Source organism: Alteromonas aquimaris (assembly GCF_026183695.1).
Classification (GTDB): domain Bacteria; phylum Pseudomonadota; class Gammaproteobacteria; order Enterobacterales; family Alteromonadaceae; genus Alteromonas; species Alteromonas aquimaris.
Genome location: NZ_JAPFRD010000010.1, coordinates 142,730 through 161,433, shown reverse-complemented (window position 1 = coordinate 161,433; position 18,704 = coordinate 142,730). Strand labels below are relative to the sequence as shown.

Sequence of the window (18,704 nt, the reverse complement as noted above, 5' to 3'; positions counted from 1 at the left end):
TCATCTTTTGGCATAACTTGATATAATTCAAACCATTAATTTCCCGCACGAGTTACCCCACCATGTGGTTATGCCCGCTTTGTTCAGAGTCTTTGCGCAAAACGCAAAAGATCTGGATGTGTAAAAATAGACATAGTTATGATGAAGCAAAGGCAGGCTACGTCAATTTACTACCCGTACAACACAAACACTCTCTTGTACCAGGGGATAATAAACAAATGGTCAAAGCACGTCGCCTGTTTCACGCGACGAAAGGGTATCAACCACTAATGGATGAACTAAGTCGCTTGATATCGAAGCTTGTCCCCTTCCACGAGGTAAGCGAACTATCTTTGTTTGAAGCGGGGTGTGGCGAGGGCAGCTATTTAGCAGCCCTCGCTGATAGCCTGGCCCAACACGGCGCTGGCGTGAAGAGTGCAGGGATAGATATTTCCAAACCGGCCATCGAGTTAGCGTCGAAAGCTTACAAGGGGTGCCAATTTGCTGTGGGAAGTAATTTTAAATTGCCTCTGCAGGCGAATTCACAGGATATTATCTTGCAAGTATTTGCACCTGGCAAAATGAGTGAATACAAAAGAGTCTTAGCACCCCGCGGGATCCTTGTAACCGTTGATCCTGGCCGTAACCACCTGTGGGAATTAAAAGAAAGAATTTATGCTACTCCTAGACAACACGAACAGTTAAATCAGCAGCAAGATGATTTTAAAAATGTGGCAACCGAAGCACTTTCATTCAACCTCGATCTTACCGATAAAGTCAGACAGCAAGGATTATTAGATATGACGCCTTACGTTTGGAAGTTAAACGATCACAAGCGAGCTCAAATAGATGCTGAGCTTACTAGCGTAACGGCGGACTTTACGCTAAGAATCTGGCAGCAACTGCCAGAAAATGGAAACGAGGCTGAACATGCTCAATAAAGGGTTATTTCTCGATCGGGATGGCGTTATTAATGTTGATAAGGGGTATGTGGGAAACGTTGCAGATTTTGAATTTATGGACGGCATCTTTCAGCTAATTAAACAATTTACAAAACTAGGGTTCATCCCCATTATTATTACCAACCAATCAGGTATCGGCAGAGGATTCTATACAGAGGAAACCTTTTTAAAGTTATGTGAGTGGATGAATTCACGCTTTGCAGAACATGATATTGCACCGATTCCGGTCTACTTTTGCCCGCATCACCCCACCGATGCTAGAGGTGAGTATCTTGCTGATTGTCAATGTAGAAAGCCCCAACCTGGCTTATTTTTTAAAGCTGCTAAGGACTATAGAGTCGATTTGTCGCAATCAATTATGATAGGTGATAGCTTAAGGGATTTAGAAGCGGCGGAAGCTGCAGGGATACCTGTCAGACTTTGGGTAACAGAAATAAAACAAAATCAAATTGCTTCATCCTGTACCCATAGCTATAACACTTTATCTGAAATCGATCCTATGACCATTCATCCTAATGGGGTTGGGAAAAACGCGTAAGCTGTTTTATAGCTCGACTAAGCAAGTCCACGTTTAATGGAGCGTTGCTACGATTGCCGTTATCAATATTAGTAATTTCATAACTGCCGTTGCTTAACACTTCGATACGCTGATTTTCATGGATAACCACGACCCTTTCCCCTGAAGTACTTACCAGCCAGTTGCGTTGCGGATTTGTGAAATCCTGGCCGGTAGAGTAGTAGTGACTAGGCGCGTTACACCCAAGTGAATTTAGTATGGTGGGGGCCAAATCTTCTGTACTAATCGCGTCAGCTTTCACATCCAAGTTCGTCAATAAGGTTCCACGTTGAGCGCCAGCCCCGGTAGCAAAGCCCGTCGCAATAATAAGACCATTTTTTTCAAAATCCACTTTCTCGTCCTCTAAGAAAGCATTTATCTTGGATGCAGGGAGAAAAGCAATGTGCAATCCTGCTCCTGTATTTTCCATTGCCTGCCTATAATCGTTAAGCATACTGGTGGGTAATGATTCATCGATATGAATGGCAACCGGCATGCCTAACGCTTCCGGCAGTTCCATTAATACTGGCCGTTCCTGGGTAAGGGTTTCAAAGTAAATTTCAGGCACGCCAAATAAAGTAGACATAATTAGGGCGTCCAGGGAAGAGGCATTGGTAAAATAATTGTTGGTTTTATTTAAATTCAACGAGTCGAGCTCTAGCCCATTTCCATTGTCCGTTTGCACGATGAGATACATGGTATTGGCGATATCAATAGCGCAATAAACAGGCTCAGTCGGATAAACTATCTGATGAATATCTGGAGCAAATTGCAATTGCTTACGTTCTTCATATGTTTCCAGATCCAGCAAACCATAACGTGACATGGTTGTTTTCGCAGTGGCAGGATAAGACAAAGGAAACATGTTGTCCTGCTTGATTATCGGTTGGTATAAAGCCGCATCCGCCCATACATGCACCGCATGGCTGCTAACAAAACATACGATGAAAAAAACGGTCACGAGCATGCCGATTTTACGCTGTTGGAAGCGATCCATGCGCTTCCAGATAGCATTGGCTAATAACAACTGAAAGCCAAGCCAAATTACAAACAGAAGCAGCAAATATCCCCACTGCTGAATACCAAACTGGCTAATTTGCGTCTGCGCCTCACTGCGCAACAAGTCCGTTGAACTGAAATTGATATGAAAGCCAGTGCGGTTATATAGCAATGCATCGAAGGCTAAAAGCGCCAGCCCAATTGCCGCAATGACTGAGGCAGCAGCTTTTATCACTTTTGCATTGGTCGCTAAGTAGCACAAAGGTAAAATGAAAATGACAAAACCTGCAAAGGTTAGGAACCCTATGTGTCCAAACCAGTTGGACAGTAAGTAAAGAGTTCCAATCGCCGAATTTGGGCTTGGTGAAGAAAAAATGAAAACTGAAGCTATGACCAGAGCCAGAAATATGTTTACAAATGCAAACCAGTGACCCCAGCTAACCAGCTTTGTAACGCGTTGCCGTCTTGGCGATTCAGCTAATATCATAATGCGTCAGGTTACTCGTTAATACTTTTTTTGAGTATGTCGGTGAATTGTGCAGCGAATTGTTTGCGGTTTGAGGCCGGAATTTGTGTATTCATAATGTGCGTGACCACATTCCCAAGAACCATCAGGGATAAGTCACGGTCGGCACCTTCCTGCTCCAGTGTCAGAATGACTTTGTTCATGAGTGCTTCAAAATCTTTATCCTGATAACGGCTTTGTTGAGGCATGTGTTGTCTCTTTTTTATGTTTTCTTTTATAAAAAGAATAAATTCTTGAATAAAATGATTATAATCGTTGTTTGAGTGATAACAATCATTGATTCACAAAACTCCCTTATCCTCGGGTATTTTTCAAACAATTTTTAATAAAAAGGCAAATTTTACTCTATGAGCGCACTGATTCATCATTTTGTTGTTCATCGTATCGTGGTAAACGATGAAGGCAAAATACAGGCAATTCCCCGCGAAAAATGCCTTGCTGTTACGCCGGAAATTGAGCACTTGGCGCATCAAATAAACCACAGTTTTAATACTAAACCAGGTAAAGGAGTGGGGCACTTCGTTGACAACCCACCCAGTGAGGATGACAGCCTCCCTTTTAACCAATCTTTACAAGCGTTTGTAACGGCACAAAAAACCGGCGGGGAAGATTTAGAGCAACAGTTTCATCAGTTTTCGCTAGCTTCTACCAGTCAGCTCATAAAGGCGTTGACAGATACGGGACAGGTCGAGACGGGTTTCTTGATTTTTTGTCAATATGAGTATTTGGCGACCCAGTATTTAATGATTACATTACTTAATACCCGCTCCCATGTTGAAGTTAACCAAGAGCTTGAACTATCTGCGCGGGAACATCTTGATTTGGCTAAAATGCAACTGGCGGTGCGAATTGATTTAACCCAGTGGCAGATTCAGCCTGAACAGCAGCGGTATATTTCTTTTATCAAAGGCCGTATGGGCAGAAAGGTATCAGATTTCTTTATGCAGTTTGTTGGTTGCGAGGAATTAGTGGATATCAAGCAACAAAACAAACAGCTCGTAAGCACCGTGGATGCATACCTGGCCAGCGAAAATCTAGCCCCTCAGGAACAGGAACAACATCGTCAGGAAGTAAAGTCCTACTTTAAAGAAAAAATTGATAGTGGCGAAAATCTGTCGGTAACAGAATTGTCTTCTCGTCTTCCGAGTGATGATGCGTCGCAACATAATTTTAAAGCATTCACCTCCTCTCTGGAGGCCCCATTGGAAGATTCCTTCCAGCCTGATCCGGCAGCACTTAAGCAATTGGCAAAATTTACCGGCCAGGGCGGCGGGCTAAGTCTAAGCTTTGAACGTAAATTACTTGGCGACAGGGTAATTTACGATCCGAGTACTGACACCTTGACGATTAAAGGCATTCCACCCAACCTTAAAGATCAGTTAAACCGGCAGTCAGGCACGGAATAACGCCTGCGAAGGCAAGTTAAAACACGTATACTAATCCTTTTCACTATTCACTTTTTAATTTTTAAAAAGTGAATAGCAAACAGCACAACAGCTATATAAGGGTAACATGCAATTATTTGTTAATGACCTTACAGTAATGGATTTTTCATATCTGTGCCATGAGCGTGGCATGGTGGGTGAAAGTTGGATCGTAGATGTCATTCTTGATGGTGATTTGAATGAAGAGAGCATGGTCCAGGATTTCGGCAAGGTCAAAAAGAACTTAAAGCGATTAATCGACGACTATGTAGATCATAAATTGTTGGTGCCAGCCGAACACCCGGCGTCTGTTGTCATAAATGGTCACGACGAAACTGAAGTGGAAGTTCGTTTTCAATGTGCTGATCATCGTCAGTTGATGTTGCGGTGCCCAGCTGAAGCTTACGCATTTATATATAGTGATGCCGTTACCAAAACCTCGGTGGGTGACTATCTAAAAGAGATTATTGCCACCCATTTACCTGACAATGTTGACAATATTACGCTTAATTTGCGCACAGAAGTCATTGATGTCCCATATTATCATTACACCCACGGTTTAAAGAAACATGATGGCAATTGTCAGCGTATTGCGCATGGGCATCGATCGAGAATTGATTTATTCGTTGACGATAAACTGTGCCAAGAGAGTCAACTTTACTGGGCAACTCGGTGGCAGGACATTTACATCGCCACTCAAGAAGATGTTTTGGAATTCTCTCAACGCAGAATAACCGGCCAATTAGATAACGAAGATGAATACTGGTGTTTTGGATACGAGTCGTCACAAGGGTATTTTGAGCTTATTATGCCAAAGTCAGACTGCGAAGTGATCACCACCGACTCAACTGTTGAGTGTTTGGCGCAATACGTTTTTGAGCAACAAAAACAACGTTTTCCCAATCAGAAAATAAAGGTTATTGCTTATGAAGGAGTCGGTAAAGGTGCGATGGTTGCAGACTAAGTTATTCCTGACACTATTTTTCTTTATCGTCCCGGTTAGTCAGGTTACGGCAAAAAATGAAGCGTTAGTGCTGAATGGAGAGTTGACCCAGGGAAGTCTGGTAAGAGGTCAGGTAACGCCTGGCGCCACAGTGACGTTTAATGGAAAGCCCGTTAATATCAATGCGCAGGGTAAGTTTGTCATCGGTTTTCCGCGCGAGGCGGAAGAAAAACATCTCCTTACGTGGACTGATAAACAGGGAAAGGTGCACGAAAAAACTCTTCATGTTGCGGCCAGGGAATACGATATTCAGCGCATAGATGGACTTGCACCTAAAATGGTCACCCCTCCAAAAGAGGTGACAGAAAGAATCCGAAATGACAGCCAAAAAGTGTCTCGCGCCCGTGCCAATGTGCGCGATTATGATGCCGTGTTTACCCGCTTTATATGGCCAGCAGAAGGACCTGTTACAGGTGTATACGGAAGCCAACGCATCTTAAACGGCGAGCCGAAATGGCCTCACTATGGTCTTGACGTGGGTAGCCCAACCGGTACGCCTGTTGTGGCCCCAGCAGCCGGTTACGTGGTTTTGGCTGATGACCTGTATTATTCAGGCAATACTATTATTCTTGATCATGGAATGGGGGTTTATTCGACCTTTCTGCATTTACATGAAATGCAAGTGAAGGTAGGTGAACTGATTGAACAGGGTCATCAAATCGGTACCATAGGCTCCACGGGTCGCTCCACTGGCCCCCACCTTGATTGGCGCATTAACCTAGGGAAAATGCGCCTTGACCCGGCTTTACTGGTTCCACCGAGGAATTAACGAGAAGTACTTAACCAGGACGAAAAAATTGATTCGTTTTCAATTTTCAGATAATAATTATTTTTCTGTGCTTCAGTGACGGGTAACGACAGATTTAGTACGCGTCCATCTCTAATGATTACCATGGGGAGCGACTTCTCGGTGGTGGTCTGCATCAGTCGTCGAAATAATGTCTCATTAATTTCATATCCGTTAAGCGCGATGATACGATCGTTTATCTGCACGCCAGCTTGGCAGGCAGCCAGACCTGAAGTTACTTGTTGAACGATGATTCCGCATTCCATGTTTTTTACCCGCATGCCCAGCTCTTTTTCGAGGGTGAGTTTGTCAATTTCGCTTTTGTCCTTATCACTATCCTTTGCGTTAGTGCGTTGATGAAGTGATAGACCAGCGATGTGAAGCAATTGGGTCAGAGGAACATCTTTTGTTCCATATACCACGTTGTCGATAAAGTCTTTTATATCGATATTAAATTCACGTTTGCACAAGAGCAGTATCGAATTGTTAACTGTACCCACACCAGGTTTTCCATGCTGTTGCCACAATAATCTCATCAAATCATCAAGACTGTATTGATTGTTTGATTGCTCTCGAATTAACAGATCCAGAGCTAAGGCAATTAACCCGCCCTTTACGTAATAACTCACGATGTGGTTGCTAGAATTTGCATCTTGCTTATAGAAACGTGTCCAGGCATCAAAACTTGATTCGGCGACACTTTGTTTCAATCGCCCTGTTGTCTGTATAACTTTGGTAATATTTTCAGCTAGAAGCTCAATATATTTTTGAGGCGAAATAAGGTTAGTGCGGACTAATGCTAGTTCATCGAAAAAACTGGTAAAACCTTCATATACCCACAATTGATGGGTATAAACCTCTGCATGAAGATCTGGTTTTATCAGCTCCTCGGGTTTAATTCGCTTAACATTCCACGTATGAAAAAACTCGTGGCTACATAAACTTAAAAATGTGATGTAACTATTTTGATTTTGTTTGTCTTCGCCTACAAGCGGTAGGTCGAAGCGGGGAAACAGTAATGCCGTTGAATTGAGGTGCTCAAGGCCACCGTATCCTTTGTCACTTAATAAAGTGATAAAAAGGTAACTCGAAATGGGCGGTTCATCAGCGAATAGTTCGATATGATGTAAACAGATGGGCTTTAAATCGGCACAGATTCGCTCAATATCGATAGGGTTTGTGCCACTAAATAACACCGTAAACTTAACACCTCCCGCTGTGAAGGAAGCTGATTGGCATTGACCTATGAAGATAGGGTGATCAATAAATTCTAAATAACTATCGCAAGCAAAGTGATTGCTCTTATCCTTTCCCATTAACGCAGGCATTGATGTGTGCAGATGCCAGCTTTCCGGCAGTTGTTGTAGATCAATTTCCAATTGATATCTAAAACTATCTGCGTGATTGATATTTAAAAAGACACTGGTGCCATTACAAAAAGCATATTCATCACTGATGTACGCAGATCGCACAGATAGGTCAAAGGCAAATACCTTATACCGAATGACGATGGCTTCTGCGCTGGGATTTTGAATCGCCCATGATTGTTTATCCACCTTACTGCAGGTCAGTAGCGCCCCCTTCTTGCCATATGCATTAAGTTCTACTATGTGGCGGGCAAAATCACGAATCATATAGCTGCCAGGGATCCAGGCCGGCAGCGAAACTTCCAATAATGTCTCGTTTAAGGGGGGGATTCGCATTTCGATGTGAAAAAGGTGTTCACTGATTGAATCAACCGCCAGGGTGTACTCGATTACAGGTACCGATGAAGACATAACAACAAACTCAAAATTTTAAATTTCCTTATGATGCATTAGCGGGTTAACTTTGTCAGCCATTCTAAAGTATGCTTAGAGGAAGTTTCCTCAATATATATGTATTGCAACTTATGGGTTCCAAGCGTGACTATGATTCACTAACCAGTAATGACATCCAATGGCTACGGGCATTGCAACCAAGTACCCTGGTTGATTTGCAAATCGCCACTCCGACCTCGCCAAAGCGAGTCAAGACCCAATATATCGGTATGGATGCGCCTAATGGGATATTTTTTCAGGTGCCTAATTCTCCTAACTGGCAATTTACTCGTGATTTATTAACCCCCGGTAACAATATTGTGGTGCGTTATGTCCTGGAAGGTGGAGTGGGGCAGGTCATTGCATTTCGAGTAAAAGTAATAAAACTGATTACCAAACCATTTGGTGTGTTAATTACTACGTTTCCAAAGTCGCTTCAAACCTTTGGTTTACGAGAAGAAAAGCGTGCCCAGCCAGGCATCGCAGTCACCATTGAATGCGCGCAGCAAGATGGAGAAACAGTAATTCATGGAATTATTGTCGATGTCTCCAGCAAAGGATGTCGTGTAGCACTGGCCATTCACCCAGATTATCCATTTTTTGACCATGAAGATAGTATTACACTGCAATACGATTCAGCCGGGAAAGCCTTCACTATCAAGGGCAACGTGAAGAATAAAAACTCGGATAGAGAGCATCACTACTACGGGATCCGGTTTGCGGAAAATCAGCAAACTGTCCATAAATTGTTAGAAAAACATATACTCATCGAGCAGTAATGCAGTAGACTTTAGTCTGTTAACAGTAAATTAACATAAGCTCAAGGCGGGGATAGCAGTATGCGACAAATTGAAAGGCTGTTAAGCCGATATAATGAAAGCCATCAAAACAGAACCAATGTGGCGATTCACGCCATTGCGGTGCCCTGCATATTTTTCGTAACAGTAGGCCTGATCTGGTCTGTCCCTGCTCCAGACTGGTTAAGCCAATTTAATATAAACTGGGCACACGTCGTGGTTATACCGGTTTTGTATTACTATTTTAAATTGTCCGGCCCTATTGGGGCTGCAATGACATTGCTGACTCTAGCGTCATTTGGCGGTGTGAAATTACTTGAATATTTACATATTTCAGTCTGGCAATTCTGTTTGGCCCTTTTCATTATCATGTGGATTTTGCAATTTGTAGGACACAAAATTGAGGGAAAAAAGCCGTCTTTTTTAGAAGACCTACGCTTTCTGCTTGTGGGACCAGCCTGGTGGTGGACTCACTGGCTTAAAAGAATGAACATCGGTTATTAGTGAAAAGTGAAAAGTGAAAAGTGAAAAGTGAAAAGTGAAAAGGGAACGATTGTATGAGAAGTGCGACCAGACGTCCTTGTGTTACGACCAAGCTCGCGAAATCACCACTCAAATTCATTATAATATTTCCATAAGTTAATATTTTTCGGTAGTTTTGTGAGCCGCTGGCATCGCCTTTTCGACAGTAACGAACGATTATTCTGGGTACTTCATTGCGCAGGGTGGACTGGCTTTGCCATTGTCTATTATATCGGTTCATTCTTACACGACGTCAGACCCATCTGGATATTTGTTATTCTTTTGAATGCGTATGCTGGTTGGCTTCTGACCATTCCATTGCGTTACCTGTTTCGATGGGCGCGAAAACAACCCCCTCTTAAAATGATCCTGATAGTGGTGGTTTCCTGCTATTTTGTCGCGTTGATTTGGGCGGTGGTGAAAAACGTCAATTATTGGGAAATATATAAGCACGGTTACCGCCCTGAAGAGTGGTACATGTATTTTACCAACACCATCAACTCGCTCATCATGATTGGTTGTTGGAGTGGCGTTTATTTTGGAATCAAAAACTTCCAGATGCTGCAAAAAGAAAAGCAAAACGCATTAAAAGCAACCACTATGGCGCATCAGGCACATATAAAAATGTTGCGCTATCAGCTTAATCCTCATTTCCTTTTTAATACGTTAAATGCAATTTCAACATTGATTTTATTAAAGGAAAATGATTCCGCTGAAACCATGGTTTCACGCCTGAGCGACTTTTTACGCTATTCTTTAGATAATGACCCCATTAAGCGCGTTCCTTTGGGACAGGAGATAAAGGCGTTACGGTTATATTTGGAAATTGAAAAAGTTCGCTTTGATGATCGTCTCGATGTGGGGTGGGATATTGAGCAAAATTGTGAAGCTGCGCTTGTGCCGAGCATGATACTTCAACCCATCATTGAAAATGCGATCAAACACGCAATATCAAGAATGGAAGAGGGCGGTCGAATTGATATTACTGCCCGTAGTTTTGGTAACGATTTATTAATGGATGTGGCGGATAACGGGCCTGGCGCCGATATCCAAAATGGTCAGCTGACGCGAGAAAATGGAGTGGGGCTGGCTAATATTCGTGACCGCTTACAGTCGCTTTATCAACGTAACTTTGCTTTTTCAATAGAACATAACAAACCAAACGGTGTACGGGTTCGCATCCGCATTCCTTATGAGGTTAACGATGTATGAATACAAAAATCAAAATTATAAAAACCATAGTTGTTGACGATGAACCTTTAGCGCGTAGAGGGTTGCGCACTCGTTTGGATAGCCATAGTGATATTGAAGTGGTGGCCGAATGTCAAAACGGGGTTGATGCGGTGAGTAAAATTAGCCAGCTGAGACCCGATCTGGTTTTTCTCGATATCCAGATGCCAGGATTGAATGGCTTTCAGGTCATTCAAAAGCTAAAGGAACTTCAACAACCCATTCCGGTAATTGTTTTTGTTACGGCGTACGACAGTTATGCGATTAAAGCGTTTGACGTGCACGCCCTGGATTACCTTCTCAAACCTGCAGATAATGAACGTCTAGCCTCAGCGTTGGGCAAGGTTCGCGATTACTTTGCTAACCAATATCAAGATGCCCAATCACAAAAACTGGTTAATCTGGTTGCTGAACTGACAGGGGATAACTGTGAGGAGATCCTGCGCAAATTAGCTAAGGGTGAACGAATCGAGACCGATCCTTATCCAGATATATTGGCCATAAAGGATGGCTCAGAAGTCACTCGCGTTGCAGTGAATGATATCCAGTGGATTGATGCCGCAGGAGATTACATGTGTGTGCATGCATTAGATGGCATGCACATAATGCGTAAAACGATGAAAGAGTTAGAGCAGGAGCTTAATCCTAAAATATTTGTTCGTGTTCACCGTTCTGCCATCGCAAACATTAAATATGTCAAAAAACTGGTGAGCCACATCAGTGGGGAATATCACCTGATATTGCAGAATGACACAGAACTAAAAGTAAGTCGCTCACATCGCGACAAAGTAAAAGCCGCAATGAAAACCTGAGACTTTCATTTCTGGTTACGCGTAACGCTCGTTCATTAATGTCTTCATTGTGGTAACCAGCTGTTGATCAAGGGGTTTTGATTTACCCCAAGTCATTTTAAAGGGGACTTCGACGATTTTGCCTTCCTGTTCCCCTAGCATGACACCGGTAATGTCTTTGGAAACTAAACTTACCGCATATGCACCAAGTTTTGTGGCAAGAATACGATCTTCACTGACGGGTGAGCCTCCGCGTTGAACATGCCCTAAAATCACGGGGCGTACTTCAGATTGGGTTTTGTCAGTCAGTGCTTGGGCCAGATTATCTATCCCGCCCGGCCACAGTTTTTCAGCGAGAACGATAATATAGCTGATGTGGTCGCTTTGTTTTCTACGTTCATTCAACTGTGTTGTTATGCAGTTAAGCGTCGTTTCTGGGTTATCGAATAGTTCAGGCAGAATCACATAGTCAGCTGACGAAGCGAGGGCGGCACGCAAAGCCAAAAAGCCGGCGTGTCTCCCCATTACCTCTACCAGAAAAATACGCTCAAATGCATCCGCCGTGTCTCTTACTTTATCAATAGAGCTGACAGCAGTTTCAATTGCCGTATAAAAACCTATTGTTGCATCGGTTCCACTTATGTCATTGTCAATGGTTCCGGGTAAGCCTAATATTTGACCTGACCAAAACGCGCCTAAGTGGTCTGCACCACGAAAGGAGCCGTCTCCACCGATGACGATCAAGGTATCAATATCCAACTCAGCTAAATTTTCGGCAGCTTTCTTCGCACCCGCATCGGTCTTAAATTCGTGGCAACGCGCACTTTGCAATATTGTTCCGCCCCGTTGAATGAGATTGTGCACCTGATTGTTATTAAGCAGGCAATACTCCTGGTTAATTAGCCCATTGTAACCGTGCTGATATCCAACAACGGCATAATTGGCACGTTCGCAGGCCAAGACTATTGCCCGTATACACGCATTCATACCGGGCGCATCACCACCTGAAGTAAGCACAGCAACCTTTTTTGTCACAAATAGTAACCTTTTGAAAATGTAAATGAATGAACTTAGACGGTAAACTCTAGCCTGCCCTTACAGCATGGCAGAATGATAACCATCTGCCAAGCTGATACGTATGAAGAAGGTTTTCGGAGTTTAGTTAAGGATATTTATGAAGAAATTGGCTTGTTTCATTTTACTCTTTTTGCTTTCAGCGTGTTCATCGAAGCTGGCATATAACAATGTTGATTGGCTGATTTATTGGTATTTAGATGACTACATAGAGTTTACGGATGATCAGGAAGAACAATTCGATGGCTATTTAGCGGCTTGGATTAAATGGCATCGTGAAGAAGAATTAGCAAGCTATGTGGGGCAATTGAAACAACTTCGACAAGATATAATTGCTAACAACCTTACGCAGGAAGTTGTGTCGGCGAATTTTCAACAGGCTACTGAGCATTGGGTGCGCGTGCGCGAAAGAATATCGCCGCAAATTGCTGAAATGGCATTGGTAGTAACGGATGAACAATTAATACAGTTTTTTGCAGCGCTAGAGAGAGATAATAAAGAAGAGGAAGAAGAACTAGCCGAAAAACTTGCAATGTCTGAGGAAAAACGTACAGAAGATCGGGTTGAAAGTATTATCGAAGATCTTGAAGAACGGATTGGTAAATTGTCCGCGGCCCAAAAAGCATTAGTTTCTGAATATGCCCCCCAGTTTGTCTCCACCCATGCCGACTGGATAAATTACCGACGCGCTATTCAACAAGCATCTCGACGGTTGTTTGTTACGCGTTCCAGCAATCAAAATTTTAAAAGCGATTTGATTCATTTAATGAATAACCCTGATGACTTTCGTAGTAAGCAATACAAAATAAATCGTGAGAAAAACTCTGCCCTCAACGCGGAATTGATTGCCAGGGTCGCTCAGTCACTAAGTGCGCAACAAAAGAAAAAGCTTTTAGACGAAATTCAGGATATTATCGACGACCTTGAAGATTTGATGGACTGAGCATACATTGGTTGACGAGTTACACCCGGTAAAAGGGCTATTACTTGCTCTGCTAACCGCTGTTTTATGGGGCGTATTGCCAATATTTTTGGTCATTTGCTTACAGGTGATGGATAGCAAAACCATCACCTTATATCGTTTTCTATTCGCAGCCGCGATCGTAGGTCTCATCCTTTTTCGCCGAAAAAAGCTCCCCCCCTTAGTCAACTTCAGTCTCCCGGTTATTGCGCTCACAATCGGCGCAACCATCATGCTTGTTATTAACTATGTTGCGAATGTCGTCGGTCTTAAATATCTGAGCCCCTCTAGTGTTCAGGTACTTATGCAAGTGGCGCCCTTTGCATTGATGTTAGGTGGCATTTACCTATACAAAGAATCATTTAATCGTGTACAACTTGCGGGGAGCGTACTACTTGTAGCCGGTTTGTTGTTATTTTTTAACCAGCGTCTCCCTCAAATCCTTGTTTCTGAAACCGAGGATGCAGTGGGCATAGTAATAGTATTATTTGCAGCCCTGACATGGGCTATGTACGCTTTGTGCCAGAAAAAACTCATGCGTTCGATGAGTGCCATGCAACTGACGTGGTTGATATATATGATAGGCGCCGGGCTGCTATTTCCGTTCAGTGAACTTAGCTTGCTCTTCCAAATTAACGCGCTACAGGCAGCTGCTTTACTATTTTGTTGCATCAATACCGTGGTTGCCTATGGTGCGTTTACAGAGGCGCTACGGGTGTGGTATGCCTCACGCGTGAGCGCTATCTTGGCGTTGACGCCCCTTTTTACCTATCTAAGTATGCTCATTGCAGAGTCGCTAGAACCTGCTATGTTCACTCAACCTGAGCTAGGCTGGGTAGCCTACTTTGGGGGGACGATGGTGATAACCGGTTCAATTTTGACTGCGCTGGGAAAACAAAGCCCCATCAATGCCGAACAAATTCGAGGTGGGGCCATAAAATAGTTGATGGCATTCTACCTTCCGCTTAGGAGTATCGGCTAAGGCTGTTTTTCTATGAATTGTTACCGCGTCACCGCACTAAGGGCGAGTAGTGATGAGGGCCACTTTTCAAACGACTATTCACTGTTTGCATATAGTATCGTGTTCATCCCGTTGATATCTGAGGCCCTCGCATTCTTCTGTAAACCTTTTTCGCGCACTTAGCGCTTGTTGAGGATAATTCGGATTACTCATCACTTTGGCCAGACGAGTACATTCCTCCTGCTGCCTATTCACTTCAACGATATCTTCACACACCGGCTGGCTGCTGCAGCCCGCTATTATCACAATGCTGGAAAAGGATAAATAGCTTAAACTCGCTTTCAGGTGTTTCCACTTAATTGATATAAGTAAATAAATCATCCTTAAGTTCATCAAATTTTTCCTGATGTTGTTTTCTAAGAGGCACATCCTCTATTAACTTATAGACCCTTCGGCATTCGCTTACCAATGCTGCATCGGGATTATCAAACTTTGCCAGAATTTTTAAAATACACTGCAGTAGATTAAGAGCGATACCTGTATTGACTGGGGCGTACTGTTGGGCCAGGTAAAACGCATCCTTAGCCTGTTCAAATTTACCTTCCTGATAAAGCTGAATGCCCTGGCGATTAAACTGCTGATACAGCTTTTGTTTTTCTTCGCTTCTTGCTGTTTCTGATGCCATTAAGTGCTGAGTATTGGGGTCGAGTTCTACACCTTGCTCTTGCATAATTTTGACAAGCGCCAATGCATCGTCATATTCTCCTAAATCATACATCACTTTCAGACTATCCGGAGCGTAAGCAATAGGGTACTCTTCGTATTTGTTTTCTAATGTGACTTGAGACTGAGCAAGATTGCGCTTAGCGTCCATCATTTTACCATCTAGCGTGCACATGCGTGCTTGTACGACCTGCTCATAAATATCTAAATCAAATTCACCTTTTAAGCGTTGTAGCACATCATCACTCTTTCCCCGTTGCAAAACGAGTAAAGCTTCTTGTTGACATCTGTTTTTCGCTTTTTTTTCTTCGGCATGTTCAGCCGCATCCAAAATGCTACGAATATAGCTGCACCAGTGAGCAACGTCCTGATGAATGGTTCGTTTTGAAAGTTGCCATATAGAAAGCGACGATTCCTGAGCTAATTCAAAGTCTTCGTTTTCCCTGGCAATGGCGCACGCGGTAAAGTGACGTTGCAGGGAGTAGGGGGAAAGTTTAATGGCATGTTTAATAGCTGAGACAGCTTCTTCTCCTTTCTCCAGTTTATTTTGCGACTCAGCAAGAATGTCATAAGCCTCCGCGTAAAAGCGGTTTGATTGCAATATAAGCTGTGCCGTATCAATTGCCTTTTGATACTCGTTCATTTGTAAATAGGTTTTTGCTAAGGCAATCTGCGACCATAATGCCGATTTTTCTTTGCTGAGTTTTAATAACAATGCTAAAGCGTTTTCGGGTACACCGCTTTTCCAATAGAGTTCAACCAATAATTGCAAACAGAATCGTTGAAAAGGAGAAGGTTCAGTCATCTTGCTTTTGCAATGTTCAATGGCCTGTTGCCAATCCTGTTCTACCATTGCTGTGTGCACAGGCAATAGAAACTGTCTTTTATTCCACGCTCTGGATAGCCGAGTTTTAAGTTGTGATTGTGAAAAAGGTTTGATCAAATAATCATCGGGTCGCCTTTCAAGTGAACCAAGCACAACAGGACGAGCGCTGTCCGCGCTGATTAACAGAAAAATAGTAGAGGGTTTAACGAGTTTTCTAATCCTCAACTCTTCAATAAATTCGTATCCATTTTTTCGATCGGCACCTAAATGCAAATCAACGATAACAATATCGAACTTGCGTTTTTTACACAGCGCGATAGCTTGTTCGGCAGAGCTTTTGGTATCGACTTCGGTCGCGCCCATAGAGTTAATCAGGCCACGAAGCAACAGCAGGAAAGGGCGTTGATCCTCAACGATAAGTACGTGTTTATCCTTACAATCCATAGGCTATTCACTACCTCTTATTCGCTATACTGCATAATACTCATTCACATTGAGGTGATTCGCAAAAAGATGGAGAGGTCATCTATTCGACGTTCGTTTCAAACAACAGTAGAGAAACCGACAGTTTTTCATACCAAAACAACGATGAGTAGGTGAATGATTCTATCTTTCCCCAAACGGCTACTTCAAATGTTGTGCTGTACCCGCGTTCTAGGTTAAGCACCTATTAATCCTTCAGAAATATGGTTTATCAAAAGAAATACATAATCCCGTCGCGTGAACATACTTCCTACGGAGAACCGTTTTGCATGACTTTTTTAAAATAGATTTAGCCAGTATATAGAGTGAACGGTACTCATTACCAGCGTGATATTTACAAAAGTTTATTAAGTTATTTCGTTACATACCGATAGCGTAAATAGGCAAGCTATAGCAAGGTAGTGAATCCGCCGTGGTAGATTCCGTTAAATCAGTACAACCAGCAAACATAGAGTGGCAAGGTAAACTTGCTGAAGCGGTACATTCAAAGTCGCTGTTTTCCCTGTATTTGGCAATGCATAGCCAGCCCGGGGCGTCACCGTTGTCGTTTCATTCAAACGCCAAGCAAGCTCGCGAATTCGATGTTACCTCCTTAAACCATTATCGTAGAGCACCGCGAGCAAGCAGTGAAAAAGCGGTGAAGTGCCTGAGCCATACTAATCGTTTGCTACAGCAAGGAGACACACCCGGTGTGTTGTTATGGCAATCCATGCACCCCGATCCACTTAGTGTGGTCGACAATCCAAAAAAACTGCCGCCGGATGTAAAATCCAACTGCAGTTATCTCACTCAACATCTGCTCCAACATGAGCATTCCAATCAGATTGAGGTAGATGAGACACTACTTGGCGACATCGTAGCGGCTTCGGTAGAATTAGTAAATTAGACGGTGCGAGGGGAGCACTCGGCTGGATTTTGTGGCACTATTTGGCTATACTCGCGCCCGCATTTTGCCCTGGTTTTACGTTCCAATTAGCAAAGGTAATGTTATGTCCCCATTCGTAGTATGCGCGATGTACAAATTTGTCGCGCTTGAAGATTATCAGCAACTTCGTCAGCCGTTACTTAACGCGATGGAAGTCAATGGTATTAAAGGTACGCTGTTATTGGCAGCTGAAGGTATAAACGGTACTGTTTCTGGCAGCCGTGAAGGTATCGATAATTTAATTGCTTATTTAAACCGCGACGAGCGAATTAATCCTATTTCTCATAAAGAATCTTTTCACGATACCCAGCCTTTTTATCGCACCAAAGTTAAGCTGAAAAAAGAAATTGTCACCATGGGCGTGGAGGGAATCGACCCGCGAAATACAGTGGGCACCTATGTTAAACCGAAGGATTGGAATGCCCTTATAAGCGATCCCGACGTTACCGTCATCGATACGCGCAATGAATATGAGATAAAGGTTGGTACTTTTAAAAATGCCATCAATCCCAAAACAGAATCGTTTCGTGAATTTCCAGAGTACGTACACACCAAGCTAGACCCTGCTAAAAATAAAAAGGTGGCGATGTTTTGTACTGGCGGCATACGTTGTGAGAAATCCACTGCGTACCTTAAAGAGCAGGGATTTGACGAGGTCTATCATTTAGAAGGCGGTATCCTCCAATATCTTGAAGATGTACCGCAAGATCAGTCGCTCTGGGAAGGTGATTGTTTTGTTTTCGATAATCGTGTTGCAGTAAATCATCAGCTTGAGAAAAGTGTTTATGATCAATGCTACGCCTGTCGCTTGCCGATTACTGAAATGGATCGCCAGAGTGATCAGTATGAAGCGGGTGTAAGTTGTCCCCAATGTTATGGGACCCACACCGAGGAGCAGATCGCCAGGTTTCGAGAACGTGAGAAACAAGTTAACCTCGCCCGCGCGCGTAATGAAGAACACGTCGGTACAGAGGCGCGAGACGTAATGGAAAGTCGTCGTCAGCAAAAAGCCCAAGAGCAACGCCAGCGCGCTTTAGCTGCAAAGCAAAAACAGGCATAGACAGTTGCTCATGTGGACGGTACACTGGCTTCTTATCGAAGTAATCAAGTAGGGAATATAAGTGGAAGCCCAACTTTCAGAAAAAAAAATTGCTGAAATACAAAGTGATTTCAATTTCTTTGATCGTGATGGAAACGGTCAGATTGATTTACCTGAATTTATCGAGCTATTAACGGTATTGTCTCCAAAAACCAAAGCCAGTCATGTGGAAGAGGGCTTTAAGCTTATCGATAGTAATAATGATGGTTACATTGATTTTGAAGAATTTCTTTCCTGGTGGCAGGAAGGTTGGTGGGAATACTAACTTAAAAAAGCA

The 18,704-nt window shown here is 43.1% G+C and carries 19 protein-coding genes; 14 read left to right on the top strand and 5 right to left on the bottom strand.

The genetic code is table 11. From position 1 onward, the window contains the following. The first annotated feature begins 62 nt into the window (after positions 1-62). Entirely contained in the window at positions 63-920 is an 858-nt protein-coding gene (locus tag OPS25_RS08415) for a putative RNA methyltransferase (protein ID WP_407080223.1), read from the top strand. Further along, positions 910-1,479, top strand: coding sequence for a D-glycero-alpha-D-manno-heptose-1,7-bisphosphate 7-phosphatase (locus OPS25_RS08410; RefSeq protein ID WP_265617242.1), 570 nt, complete (start codon positions 910-912; stop codon positions 1,477-1,479). Before OPS25_RS08415 ends, OPS25_RS08410 begins: the two co-directional genes overlap by 11 nt. On the opposite strand, the gene OPS25_RS08405 is transcribed toward OPS25_RS08410, so the two are convergent. Together OPS25_RS08405 and OPS25_RS08400 are read right to left on the bottom strand one after the other, a co-directional pair. Continuing rightward, a complete protein-coding gene (locus OPS25_RS08405; protein WP_265617241.1) occupies positions 1,454-2,983 on the bottom strand; it encodes a DUF3413 domain-containing protein in 1,530 nt (509 codons plus the stop codon). The genes OPS25_RS08410 and OPS25_RS08405 overlap by 26 nt on opposite strands. Before the next feature lie 11 nt (positions 2,984-2,994). Beyond that, the gene (locus OPS25_RS08400) at positions 2,995-3,210 is read right to left on the bottom strand and encodes a YejL family protein (protein ID WP_265617240.1); all 216 of its coding nucleotides are present in this window, start codon (positions 3,208-3,210) and stop codon (positions 2,995-2,997) included. A 159-nt stretch (positions 3,211-3,369) separates the two neighbouring features. Between OPS25_RS08400 and yejK the strand changes: the two genes are divergently transcribed. The 3 genes from yejK (at position 3,370) to OPS25_RS08385 (ending at position 6,218) form a co-directional block, all read left to right on the top strand. After that, the gene (gene yejK / locus OPS25_RS08395; protein WP_265617239.1) at positions 3,370-4,428 is read left to right on the top strand and encodes a nucleoid-associated protein YejK; all 1,059 of its coding nucleotides are present in this window, start codon (positions 3,370-3,372) and stop codon (positions 4,426-4,428) included. 106 nt (positions 4,429-4,534) lie between these two features. After that, complete coding sequence (locus OPS25_RS08390) at positions 4,535-5,410, top strand: 6-carboxytetrahydropterin synthase (RefSeq protein WP_265617238.1); 876 nt, start codon at positions 4,535-4,537, stop codon at positions 5,408-5,410. Next, positions 5,373-6,218, top strand: coding sequence for a M23 family metallopeptidase (locus OPS25_RS08385; RefSeq protein WP_265617236.1), 846 nt, complete (start codon positions 5,373-5,375; stop codon positions 6,216-6,218). Before OPS25_RS08390 ends, OPS25_RS08385 begins: the two co-directional genes overlap by 38 nt. On the opposite strand, the gene OPS25_RS08380 is transcribed toward OPS25_RS08385, so the two are convergent. Then, complete coding sequence (locus OPS25_RS08380; RefSeq protein WP_265617235.1) at positions 6,215-8,014, bottom strand: M61 family metallopeptidase; 1,800 nt, start codon at positions 8,012-8,014, stop codon at positions 6,215-6,217. The genes OPS25_RS08385 and OPS25_RS08380 overlap by 4 nt on opposite strands. A 113-nt stretch (positions 8,015-8,127) precedes the next feature. On the opposite strand from OPS25_RS08380, the gene OPS25_RS08375 reads away from it, so the two are divergent. From OPS25_RS08375 to OPS25_RS08360, 4 genes are all read left to right on the top strand, one after another. Continuing rightward, a complete protein-coding gene (locus OPS25_RS08375) occupies positions 8,128-8,814 on the top strand; it encodes a flagellar brake protein (RefSeq protein WP_265617234.1) in 687 nt (228 codons plus the stop codon). A 60-nt stretch (positions 8,815-8,874) separates the two neighbouring features. Next, positions 8,875-9,336, top strand: a complete 462-nt coding sequence (locus tag OPS25_RS08370; RefSeq protein ID WP_265617233.1) for an Mpo1 family 2-hydroxy fatty acid dioxygenase — start codon at positions 8,875-8,877, stop codon at positions 9,334-9,336. Positions 9,337-9,492: 156 nt separating this feature from the next. Next, on the top strand, positions 9,493-10,566 hold the full coding sequence (locus tag OPS25_RS08365; protein ID WP_265617231.1) for a sensor histidine kinase: 1,074 nt from the start codon (positions 9,493-9,495) through the stop codon (positions 10,564-10,566). Beyond that, on the top strand, positions 10,563-11,396 hold the full coding sequence (locus OPS25_RS08360; RefSeq protein WP_265617230.1) for a LytR/AlgR family response regulator transcription factor: 834 nt from the start codon (positions 10,563-10,565) through the stop codon (positions 11,394-11,396). Before OPS25_RS08365 ends, OPS25_RS08360 begins: the two co-directional genes overlap by 4 nt. A 15-nt stretch (positions 11,397-11,411) precedes the next feature. Here the strand turns inward: OPS25_RS08360 and OPS25_RS08355 are convergent, their stop codons facing one another. After that, complete coding sequence (locus OPS25_RS08355) at positions 11,412-12,410, bottom strand: ATP-dependent 6-phosphofructokinase (protein ID WP_265617229.1); 999 nt, start codon at positions 12,408-12,410, stop codon at positions 11,412-11,414. Between the two features lie 139 nt (positions 12,411-12,549). On the opposite strand from OPS25_RS08355, the gene OPS25_RS08350 reads away from it, so the two are divergent. Together OPS25_RS08350 and OPS25_RS08345 are read left to right on the top strand one after the other, a co-directional pair. Next, positions 12,550-13,392, top strand: coding sequence for a DUF6279 family lipoprotein (locus OPS25_RS08350; RefSeq protein ID WP_265617228.1), 843 nt, complete (start codon positions 12,550-12,552; stop codon positions 13,390-13,392). Between the two features lie 7 nt (positions 13,393-13,399). Next, positions 13,400-14,353, top strand: coding sequence for a DMT family transporter (locus OPS25_RS08345; protein ID WP_265617227.1), 954 nt, complete (start codon positions 13,400-13,402; stop codon positions 14,351-14,353). A gap of 373 nt (positions 14,354-14,726) precedes the next feature. On the opposite strand, the gene OPS25_RS08340 is transcribed toward OPS25_RS08345, so the two are convergent. Continuing rightward, entirely contained in the window at positions 14,727-16,364 is a 1,638-nt protein-coding gene (locus OPS25_RS08340; RefSeq protein WP_265617225.1) for a tetratricopeptide repeat-containing response regulator, read from the bottom strand. A gap of 451 nt (positions 16,365-16,815) precedes the next feature. On the opposite strand from OPS25_RS08340, the gene OPS25_RS08335 reads away from it, so the two are divergent. The 3 genes from OPS25_RS08335 to OPS25_RS08325 all read left to right on the top strand — a co-directional run bounded on the left by OPS25_RS08335 (position 16,816) and on the right by OPS25_RS08325 (position 18,692). Continuing rightward, a complete protein-coding gene (locus OPS25_RS08335; protein ID WP_265617224.1) occupies positions 16,816-17,289 on the top strand; it encodes a VC2046/SO_2500 family protein in 474 nt (157 codons plus the stop codon). A 103-nt stretch (positions 17,290-17,392) separates the two neighbouring features. Beyond that, entirely contained in the window at positions 17,393-18,388 is a 996-nt protein-coding gene (gene trhO, locus OPS25_RS08330) for an oxygen-dependent tRNA uridine(34) hydroxylase TrhO (protein ID WP_265617223.1), read from the top strand. A 61-nt stretch (positions 18,389-18,449) separates the two neighbouring features. Further along, a complete protein-coding gene (locus tag OPS25_RS08325; RefSeq protein ID WP_265617222.1) occupies positions 18,450-18,692 on the top strand; it encodes an EF-hand domain-containing protein in 243 nt (80 codons plus the stop codon). The last annotated feature ends 12 nt before the right edge of the window (positions 18,693-18,704 follow it).